The sequence below is a fragment of the Streptomyces sp. NPDC086077 genome (assembly GCF_040686175.1).
GTDB lineage: Bacteria > Actinomycetota > Actinomycetes > Streptomycetales > Streptomycetaceae > Streptomyces.
On record NZ_JBFBJT010000085.1, the window covers coordinates 22,967 to 32,527 of the forward strand.

Sequence of the window (9,561 nt, forward strand, 5' to 3'; positions counted from 1 at the left end):
CGAAGTCGATGACGCGGCGGCGCCGCGGGTCGGGGGCGAGGACGCCTCGGTACAGGGCTACGACGTGGTGCCGAGGGCCGCGGCGGTCTCCTCGACCACCGTCGCCGCCCGCTGCTCCTGCACGCCGGCCGCGGCGACGCGGGTGCCGTCGTCGTCCAGGGCTCCCGTGTTGACGCTCTGCACCAGGGCGAGGATGAGGGCCTCGAGACCGGCGCTGAGGACGGCGGGCGGAAGATGGGTGTGGAAGACACCCTCGCGCTGCCCGCGTTCCAGGATGGCCGTGACCTCCTCGCGGGCCGGGGCCAGGATGTCGGTGACCCGGTCGACGCCGAGGTCCTGGCGGGCCAGGGCCAGCAGCAGGCGGTAGCGGTCGCCCACGGGCCACAGGGCGAGCGTGAACCACGCGAGCGCCCGTTCGGCACGCTCCCCCGGCCGTCTGCCCTCGGTCACCGCGCCGCGCAGCGTCTCGGCCGCCTCCTCGGCGAGCGCCTCCAGCAGGGCCGCGCGGCCCGGGAAGTGCCCGAAGAGCGTGCGCCGTACGACGCCGGAGACCCGTGCCAGCTCCTCCAGGGTGATGTCGGGGTTCTGCCCCAGCTCCTGGCGGGCCGTCGCCAGGATGCGCGCCCGGTTGGACCGCGAGTCGCGCCGCATCGGCTCACGGGGGGCGGGCTTGGTCACGGCAACCTCGGCGGATGTGGGCGGCGGGACGGACTCCGTCCATCTTGGCACGTGGGGCGCAGGGTGAGAGCGCGCCGGCCACGCGGCCGCGGTCCGGTCGTGGCGGGCCTCGCGGGCGTCACCGAGGCCTGTGCGCCTGCCGCCGGGTGGTCCGGTGGCAGGCGCGCGGGCCGGCTGTCAGCTCTGGGCCAGCATGACGCCCTGCTGCTGTGCCGCGTGGAAGTCGGGCAGCGGCAGGCCGCCCTGCAGACGCAGCTCCATGAGGGTGGCCTCGACCTGCGCCGAGCCCTTCTTCAGCACGTGGTTGCGCGGCTTGCCGGTGTTCTGCCAGCGGTGCTCCTTGCCGTCGCACACGGCACGGGAGCCGCCGATGCCGTACCGGACCGAGGGGTCCGCCTGGGTGATCGAGGAACTGATGAAGACCGGTCCGCTGCTGTCGGCGCAGCGGTAGGTGCCGGTGAGGGTGACCGAGCCGTCGGGGCCGATCCGGCCCGCGGTGTCGACGGTGATCGACTCCTTGGTGTCGGCCGCCGCAGGCGTCGCGGGGACGACGGCGAGCAGGGCCAGCGCGACGGTGGCGGCCGCGCCGAGCGCAGGGCGCATGGTCATGGGAGGACCTCCTGAAGTGGGGCTTCCACTGGTACCCGGCACCCGGGTCCGGGGGCGTGACCGTCACTCCTTCGGTGGCGAGTCCGCCCGGCCGTACGGGAACCGTCCGGGCGTTGTCCCCGTCTTGTCACGCTTCTCGGCGGTCCGTTCCCCCGCGTTCACGGCGGGAGGACGGTGTGAGCCGTACGTGTGGTCCCACGACCGTTGAGGTGCGCCATGTGTTCCCACCACCCTTCGTGCTCCCGGCCCGACGCCCGCGCCCCGCATGTCGTCGCCGCCCACCCCGAACAGGGGTGGAGCCTGCTGTGCAGCGGCGCGATCGTCTTCGAGGACACCGGCGCGCTGCTGCCCGACGGGCGCGTGGTCGCGCCGTGGCGTCAGTGCAGCACCGCGAACCCGTCGAGCTCCACCATCGCCGCCTCGTCCCACAGCCTCACGACCTCGACGACCGCCATCGCGGGGTAGTGCCGTCCGGCCAGGCTCCGCCAGACGCGGCCGAGTTCCGGGGCGTGTGCGCGGTAGGCGGCGACGTCCGTGGCGTAGACGGTGACGCGGGCGAGGTCGGCCGGGGTGCCGCCGGCGGCGCGCAGGGCGGTCAGCAGATTGCCGAGTGCCTGTGCGAACTGCTCGGGCAGGGTGTCGCCGGTGACCTTGCCGTCGGTGTCGAGGGCGGTCTGGCCGGCCAGGAAGACCAGGCGGGAGCCGGTGGCGACGACGGCGTGCGAGAAGCCGGTGGCCGGGGAGAGGTCGGGCGGGTCGATGCGCTCGGCGGTCACGGTCGGGCCTCCACGGTGGCGTACAACTCCTTGGCGATGATGCCGCGTTGGACCTCGCTCGCCCCTTCGTAGACACGCGGGGCGCGCACCTCGCGGTAGAGGTGTTCGAGCAGGTGCCCGCGGTGCAGCGCCCGCGCCCCGTGCAGCTGGACCGCCGCGTCGACGACGTACTGCGCCGTCTCGGTGGCGAGCAGCTTCGCCATCGCGGCCCGCTTCGGGACAGCGTCCGCGCCTTCGTCGTACGCCGTCGCCGCCGCGTACACCATCAGGCGGGCCGCCTCCGTGCGGAGCGCCATCTCGGCAACCTGGTGGGCGACGGTCTGAAGGTCCTTCAGCTTGCCGCCGAAGGCGTCCCGCCCGGCGGTGTGCGCGAGGCTCGCGTCCAGGGCGGCCTGGGCCATACCGACGGCGAAGGCGCCGACGCTGGGGCGGAACAGGTTCAGCGTGCCCATGGCGACCCGGAAGCCCCGGTCGGTCCCGCCGAGCACGTCGTCGGCGGTGACCGGCACGGCGTCGAACTGCAGGGCGCCGATGGGGTGCGGAGAGAGCATGTCGAGCCCGGTGCCGGTGAGGCCGGCACGGTCGGCCGGCACCAGGAACGCGGTGACTCCGCGGGCGCCCGCGCCCGGGGTCGTCCGTGCGAAGACGGTGTAGAAGTCGGCCTCGGGGGCGTTGGAGATCCAGCACTTCTCGCCGGTGAGCCGCCAGCGCCGGGAGCCGTCGGCCTCGGCGGACAGCGCGTCGGGCACGTCGCCGCCCGGCTCGGCCCGCAAGGACAACGAGTCAGGTACACCGCCGTCCGGCTCGGCGCGCAGGGACAGCGCCGCCGCGTCCGACCCCGCGCCCGGCTCGCTCAGGGCGAAGGCCGCGACCACGCTGCCCTCGCGCACCCCCGGCAGCCAGCGGTCGCGCTGGGCCGCTGTGCCGTGGGCGTGGACGGGGTGGGCGCCCAGGCCCTGGAGGGCGAGGGCGGTCTCGGCCTCCGTGCAGGCGTAGGCGAGGGACTCGCGCATCAGGCAGAGGTCGAACGCACCGGAGGTGAACAGCCGGTCCAGGAGGCCGAGTCGGCCGAGTTCGGTGACGAGGGGACGGTTGACGTGGCCGGGTTCGCCCTTCTCGGCGAGCGGGCGCAGCCGTTCGGCGGCGAGGGTGCGCAGCTCGGCACACCGCGCCACCCGGTCCGGTTCGAGTGAGAATGCGGGCACTGCCGGTCCTCCCTCCGGAGCGGTCTCACCCGACGGTATCGCGCCCCGTTGACTGCCGTCACCAACACGATACGCTCCTCGTGCGAGCCCACCACGACGCCCACCAGGCAAGGGGGCGAACCGCCATGGACGACCGTCCGACCCGCTCCGGCCACGTCGACACCTTCGCGCGCGACCATCTCCCGCCGCGCGACCAGTGGCCCGAACTCCGCTTCGACCTGCCGGAGCTGCGCTACCCCGAACGGCTGAACTGCGCCGCCGACCTCCTGGACGGCCCGCCCGACGGTCGCCCCGTGTTCCACACGCCGCAGGGCCCGGCCTGGACGTACGGCGAACTGCGCGCCCGCGTCGACAGGCTCGCGCACGTCCTCACCACCGGCCTCGGGATCGTCCCCGGCAACCGTGTCCTGCTGCGCGGCCCGACCACACCGTGGCTGGCGGCCTGCTGGCTGGCGGTGCTGAAGGCGGGCGCGGTCGCCGTGACCGTGCTGGCCCAGCAGCGCCCGCACGAGCTGAGCACGATCTGCGAGATCGCCCGCGTCCGGCACGCGCTGTGCGACATCCGGGCCGTCGACGACCTGGCCAAGGCGGAGATACCGGACCTGCGGATCACGACGTTCGGCGGTGACACGCCCGACGACCTCCTGCACCTCCCGGCGCCCGCCGGCCCGTACCCGGCCGTGGACACCGCCGCGGACGACGTGGCGCTGATCGCGTTCACCTCCGGCACCACCGGACGCCCCAAAGGGTGCATGCACTTCCACCGGGACGTGCTGGCGATCGCGGACACCTTCTCGCGGTATGTGCTGCGCCCGCGCAGCGACGACGTCTTCGCGGGCAGTCCCCCGCTCGGCTTCACCTTCGGTCTCGGCGGTCTGGTCGTCTTCCCGCTGCGGGCCGGCGCCGGTGCCCTGCTGCTGGAACAGGCGGGACCGAAGCAGCTGTTGCCGGCGATCGCCGAGCACCGGGTGTCGGTGCTGTTCACCGCGCCGACCGCGTACCGGGCGATGCTCGGTGAGCTGGACGGGCACGATCTGACATCCCTGCGGCGCTGTGTCTCGGCTGGTGAGAACCTGCCCGCGGCCACCTGGCGGGCCTGGCACGAGCGGACCGGGCTGCGCGTCATCAACGGCATCGGCGCCACCGAGCTGCTGCACATCTTCATCTCGGCGGCCGACGAGCACATCAGACCCGGGTCCACCGGCGTGCCCGTCCCGGGCTGGCACGCGCGCGTGGTCGACGCGCAGGGGCGCGAACTGCCCGACGGCGAGCCGGGACTGCTCGCGGTGCGCGGCCCCGTCGGCTGCCGGTACCTCGCCGACCCACGGCAGCGGGACTACGTGCGCGGCGGCTGGAACGTCACCGGCGACACCTATGTCCGGGATCCCGACGGCTACTTCCGGTACGTCGCCCGCGCCGACGACATGATCATCTCGGCCGGGTACAACATCGCCGGGCCCGAGGTCGAGGACGCGCTGCTGCGGCATCCGGACGTGCTGGAGGCGGCGGTCGTCGGCCGGCCCGACGAGGCGCGCGGCATGACGGTGGTGGCGTACGCCGTCCTCAAGGAGGGCGCCGAACGGGACGCGGACGCACTGCGCGCCTTCGTCAAGTCCGAGCTGGCGCCGTACAAGTGCCCTCGCGAGATCGTCTTCCTGGACGCCCTCCCGCGTACCGCGACCGGAAAGCTCCAGCGGTTCCGGCTGCGCACCGGAGGCGACCGGCGGTGATCCGCACGACCTAAGATGATCAACGTGTCCGACCAGCACGCTCCCCGATCCCTCATCGTCACGCTCTACGGCGCGTACGGCCGCTTCATGCCCGGTCCGGTACCGGTCGCCGAACTGATCCGGCTGCTGGCCGCGGTCGGCGTGGACGCGCCCTCGGTGCGCTCGTCGGTGTCCCGCCTCAAGCGCCGCGGTCTGCTCGTCCCGGCCCGTACCGGACAGGGGGCGGCGGGTTACGAACTCTCCCCGGACGCCCGGCAGTTGCTTGACGACGGCGACCGGCGCATCTACGGCACCGCGCCGCCCGAGGACGAGGGCTGGGTGCTCGCGGTGTTCTCCGTGCCGGAGTCGGAACGGCAGAAGCGGCACGTGTTGCGCTCCCGCCTGGCCGGGCTCGGTTTCGGCACGGCCGCACCCGGCGTGTGGATCGCCCCGGCCCGGCTGCAAGAGGAGACCCGGCACACCCTGCAACGGCTGCGCCTGGACCCCTACGTCGACCTCTTCCGCGGCCGGCACCTCGATTTCGCCCCGACCGTCGAGGCGGTCGCCCGCTGGTGGGACCTGGCGGCGATCGCCAAGGAGCACGAGGCGTTCCTCGACCGGCACGCGCGCGTGCTGCGCGACTGGGAGCGGCGCGCGGACACCCCGCCCGAGGAGGCCTACCGGGACTACCTGCTGGCCCTGGACTCCTGGCGCCATCTGCCCTACCGCGACCCCGGACTGCCGGCCGGCCTGCTGCCCGGGAACTGGCCGGGCATGCGATCGGCGGCGGTGTTCCAGGGACTCCACGAACGACTGCGCGACGCGGGCGCCACCTTCGCAGGCCTCTGACCCGCACAGGCCTCTGACCCGGCACAGGCCTCCGCGCGGCCGGGGTTTCGGATCTCAGGTGCTCAGTGTCAGGCGGGGTTTGGGGGCGTCGGTGCGGCCGGTGCGGGGTGGGCGGCTGCCCGCCAGGTACGGGGCCGGCCAGGCGACGCCCGGACCGTCGTAACCCTGCTCGGCGGCGGCGTGCAGCGTCCAGTGCGGGTCGTACAGGTGCGGCCGGGCCAGCGCGCACAGGTCCGTACGGCCCGCCAGAATCAGGGAGTTGACGTCGTCCCAGGAGGAGATCGCGCCGACCGCGATCACCGGGACGCCCGCCTCGTGCCGGATCCGGTCCGCGTACGGCGTCTGGTACGACCGCCCGAACTCCGGCCGCTCCTCGGCCACCACCTGCCCGGTCGACACGTCGATCGCGTCGGCGCCGTGCGCGGCGAAGGCGCGGGCGACGGCAACGGCCTCCTCGGGCGTGGTGCCGCCCTCGGCCCAGTCGGTGGCCGAGATCCGCACGGTCATCGGCCGCTCCTCCGGCCACACGGCCCGTACGGCGTCGAACACCTCCAGCGGGAAGCGGAGCCGCCTCGCGAGCGAGCCGCCGTAGGCGTCGGTGCGCCGGTTGGTCAGCGGGGAGAGGAAGCCGGAGAGCAGATAGCCATGGGCGCAGTGCAGTTCGAGCAGGTCGAAGCCGGCCCCCGCGGCCCGCCAGGCGGCGGCGGTGAACTGTTCCCTTATGTCGGTGAGCTGGGCACGGGACAGCTCACGCGGCGTCTGGCTGCCGGGCTTGTACGGCAGCGGGGAGGCGGCCACGAGCGGCCAGTTGCCGTCGGGCAGCGGCTCGTCCATGCCCTCCCACATCAGCCGGGTCGAGCCCTTGCGCCCGCTGTGACCGAGTTGCACACCGATCCCGGTCCCGGGCGCCTGGCGGTGCACGAAGTCGGTGATCCGCCGCCAGGCCTCGGCCTGCTTGCCGGTGTACAGGCCGGCGCAGCCGGGGGTGATCCGGCCCTCGGGGCTCACGCACACCATCTCGGTCATCACCAGCCCGGCGCCCCCGAGCGCGCGGGCGCCGAGATGGACGAGGTGGAAGTCGCCGGGGACACCGTCGACCGCCGAGTACATGTCCATCGGCGAGACGACGACCCGGTTGCGCAGGGTCAGACCACGCAGCCGGAACGGGGTGAACATCGGTGGTGTGCCGGGCGGGCAGCCGAACTCGCGCTCCACGGCCTCGGTGAAGTGCGCGTCGCGCAGCCGGAGGTTGTCGTGGGTGACGCGGCGGCTGCGGGTGAGCAGGTTGAAGGCGAACTGCCGGGGCCGCTGGCCGAGGTGGGACGCGAGGTTCTCGAACCACTCCAGGCTGGCCCGGGCGGCACGCTGGGTGGAGGCGACGACGGGCCTGCGCTCCTCCTCGTACGCGGCCAGGGCGTCGTCGAGGGTGGGCCGTTCCTCCAGACAGGCCGCGAGGGCGAGGGCGTCCTCGACGGCGAGCTTGGTGCCGGAGCCGATGGAGAAGTGGGCGGTGTGCGCGGCGTCGCCGAGAAGGACGACGTTGCCGTGCGACCAGCGGTCGTTGACGACCGTGCGGAAGGTGGTCCAGGTGGAGTTGTTGGACTGCAGCGGGCGGCCGCCGAGCGCGTCCGCGAAGATCTTCGCGCAGCGTTCGATCGACTCCTGGTCGCCGAGTTCGTCGAAACCGGCCGCGTGCCAGACCTCCTCGCGCATCTCGACGATCACGGTGGAGGCGTCGGGCGCGTAGGGGTAGCCGTGCAGTTGCATCACACCGTGCTCGGTCTCGGCGATCTCGAAGCGGAAGGCGTCGAAGGCGAAGTCGGCGGCGAGCCAGATGTACCGGCAGCGGTGCGCGGTGATGTGCGACCGGAACACGTCGGTGTGGGCCTCACGGGTGGCGCTGTGCACTCCGTCGGCGGCGATGACGAGGTCGTACGAGGCCGAGAGCGAGGCCGTGTCCGGCGCCTCGGCGCGGAAGCGGAGGTCGACGCCGAGTTCGCGGCAGCGGTCGTGCAGGATCTCCAGCAGCTCTCTGCGGCCGAGGGCGGCGAAGCCGTGCCCCGAGGAGGTGTGGCGTTCTCCGCGGTGGGCGATGTCGATGTCGTCCCAGCGGACGAAGTGCTGCTGCAGGGCCTCGTAGACGACGGGGTCGGCGTGTTCGATGCCGCCGAGGGTCTCGTCGGAGAGGACCACACCGAAGCCGAAGGTGTCCTCGGGGGCGTTGCGTTCCCAGAGGGTGATCTCGCGCTCCGGGTCGAGGCGCTTCAGGAGGGCGGCGGCGTAGAGGCCGCCGGGGCCGCCGCCGATGATCGCGATGCGGCGGGGGTGGCTGGTCCTCGCGACCGGCTGCGGGTACGTCGTGGCTGATCGCGCAGTTCCCCGCGCCCCTGAGGTGGGCATGCTCACCGTCCCTGCCATTTGGGCGGCCGCTTCTCCGTGAAGGCCGCGTGGAACTCCGCGTAGTCCTCGCCGTTCATGAGGAGTGCCTGCGTCGAGGCGTCCAGTTCGACCGAGGCCGCCAGCGGCATGTCCAGCTCGGCCGTCAGCAGGGCCTTCGTCTGGGCGTGGGCCAGCGCCGGGCCGTCGGCCAGGCGGCGGGCCAGCCGCTGGGCGGCCTCGTCGGCCCGGCCCTCGTCGGTCATCTCGCTGATCAGGCCGATGCGCTCGGCCTCGGGTGCCCGGACCGGTTCGCCGAGCATCAGCAGGCGGGTCGCGTGGCCCAGGCCGACGACCCGGGGCAGCAGGTAGGCGGCGCCCATGTCGCCGCCGGACAGGCCGACCCGGGTGAAGAGGAAGGCGAAGCGGGAGGTGGGGTCCGCGATCCGGAAGTCGGCCGCGAGCGCGAGGACCGCCCCGGCGCCCGCCGCCACGCCGTGCACCGCCGCGATCACCGGGAACGGGCACTCCCGGATGGCGCGGACCACCTGGCCCGTCATCCGGTTGAAGTCCAGGAGCTGGGCGGTGTCCATGGACAGGGTGGCGCCGATGATCTCGTCGACATCCCCGCCCGAGCAGAAGCCGCGTCCCTCGCCGGCCAGCACCAGGGCGCGCACGGACCGCTCCCGCGACAGCTCGGCGAGCAGGTCGCGCAGGTCGGCGTAGGCACCGAAGGTGAGGGCGTTGAGCTTGTCGGGGCGGGCCAAGGTGACCGTGGCGACACCGTCGGCCCGGTCGACGCGCAGATGGCGCCAGGGCGAGGTGGGGGCGGCGGAGCCGGTGAAGGGACTCATGGGGTGCGGCCTCCTTGGGCGGGCACTGCCTCACTGACCTCTACCCGACGACGTTATCACTCATTCGTGACTGTCGTCAGGAGTGCGCGATAGCAGGAGCCGCGCCATTGGGCCTGGTCACAGGGGTTCGGTCGCGTCACAGAAGTCACCGGACATCGATAACGCGGTAACAGCGGGAGCATCCGTGCAATCCCGTCCGTTCACCTGGGTAGGCCGCACTCACGGGGCCCACGGTCCCGGGCGGTGCCCGTCGCGAGACCCCGCCGAGGGGCGCCGTACCATTTCTACGGTTGAACGCAGGACGACCTGAGGATCTCGGCATTCAGGAGATGCCTGCACCATGAACGGACTGGCCTTGCACGATCGCTTCTCAGCCCCCGCCTCCTGGCGCATCGCGCTGCCGCATTCCGCGGCGGCCGTGCCCGTGGCCCGCGCGCTGGTCCGTACGGCGCTCGCGGAGCTTCAGCACGGCACGGACAGCGACACCGCCGAGCTGCTCACCGCC

At 73.2% G+C, this 9,561-nt stretch carries 8 protein-coding genes and 2 pseudogenes; 4 read left to right on the top strand and 6 right to left on the bottom strand.

Translation table 11 applies throughout. From position 1 onward, the window contains the following. Nucleotides 1–57: 57 nt before the first annotated feature. Together AB0O67_RS23450 and AB0O67_RS23455 are read right to left on the bottom strand one after the other, a co-directional pair. Nucleotides 58–678, bottom strand: coding sequence for a TetR family transcriptional regulator (locus AB0O67_RS23450; RefSeq protein WP_365453165.1), 621 nt, complete (start codon nucleotides 676–678; stop codon nucleotides 58–60). Between the two features lie 177 nt (nucleotides 679–855). Further along, the gene (locus AB0O67_RS23455) at nucleotides 856–1,287 is read right to left on the bottom strand and encodes a DUF6299 family protein (RefSeq protein WP_365453168.1); all 432 of its coding nucleotides are present in this window, start codon (nucleotides 1,285–1,287) and stop codon (nucleotides 856–858) included. A 216-nt stretch (nucleotides 1,288–1,503) separates the two neighbouring features. Between AB0O67_RS23455 and AB0O67_RS23460 the strand changes: the two are divergent. Beyond that, nucleotides 1,504–1,665, top strand: a pseudogene (locus AB0O67_RS23460) (DUF5999 family protein); the annotation flags it as partial. Here the strand turns inward: AB0O67_RS23460 and AB0O67_RS23465 are convergent. Next, nucleotides 1,665–2,063: a RidA family protein gene (locus AB0O67_RS23465; protein WP_365453171.1), complete on the bottom strand. Its 399-nt coding sequence runs from the start codon at nucleotides 2,061–2,063 to the stop codon at nucleotides 1,665–1,667. The pseudogene AB0O67_RS23460 and the gene AB0O67_RS23465 overlap by 1 nt on opposite strands. After that, complete coding sequence (locus tag AB0O67_RS23470; RefSeq protein WP_365453174.1) at nucleotides 2,060–3,268, bottom strand: acyl-CoA dehydrogenase; 1,209 nt, start codon at nucleotides 3,266–3,268, stop codon at nucleotides 2,060–2,062. Before AB0O67_RS23470 ends, AB0O67_RS23465 begins: the two co-directional genes overlap by 4 nt. A 125-nt stretch (nucleotides 3,269–3,393) precedes the next feature. Between AB0O67_RS23470 and AB0O67_RS23475 the strand changes: the two genes are divergently transcribed. Together AB0O67_RS23475 and AB0O67_RS23480 are read left to right on the top strand one after the other, a co-directional pair. Beyond that, complete coding sequence (locus tag AB0O67_RS23475) at nucleotides 3,394–4,998, top strand: AMP-binding protein (RefSeq protein WP_365453177.1); 1,605 nt, start codon at nucleotides 3,394–3,396, stop codon at nucleotides 4,996–4,998. Nucleotides 4,999–5,013: 15 nt separating this feature from the next. After that, on the top strand, nucleotides 5,014–5,826 hold the full coding sequence (locus tag AB0O67_RS23480; protein WP_365453180.1) for a PaaX family transcriptional regulator C-terminal domain-containing protein: 813 nt from the start codon (nucleotides 5,014–5,016) through the stop codon (nucleotides 5,824–5,826). A gap of 54 nt (nucleotides 5,827–5,880) precedes the next feature. On the opposite strand, the gene AB0O67_RS23485 is transcribed toward AB0O67_RS23480, so the two are convergent. Beyond that, entirely contained in the window at nucleotides 5,881–8,226 is a 2,346-nt protein-coding gene (locus tag AB0O67_RS23485) for a bifunctional salicylyl-CoA 5-hydroxylase/oxidoreductase (protein WP_365453183.1), read from the bottom strand. Nucleotides 8,227–8,228: 2 nt separating this feature from the next. Further along, nucleotides 8,229–9,056 (bottom strand): enoyl-CoA hydratase family protein, encoded by an 828-nt coding sequence (locus AB0O67_RS23490; RefSeq protein ID WP_365453186.1) that lies wholly within the window; start codon nucleotides 9,054–9,056, stop codon nucleotides 8,229–8,231. Between the two features lie 340 nt (nucleotides 9,057–9,396). Between AB0O67_RS23490 and AB0O67_RS23495 the strand changes: the two are divergent. Continuing rightward, nucleotides 9,397–9,561 (top strand): annotated as a pseudogene (locus AB0O67_RS23495) (ATP-binding protein); the annotation flags it as partial.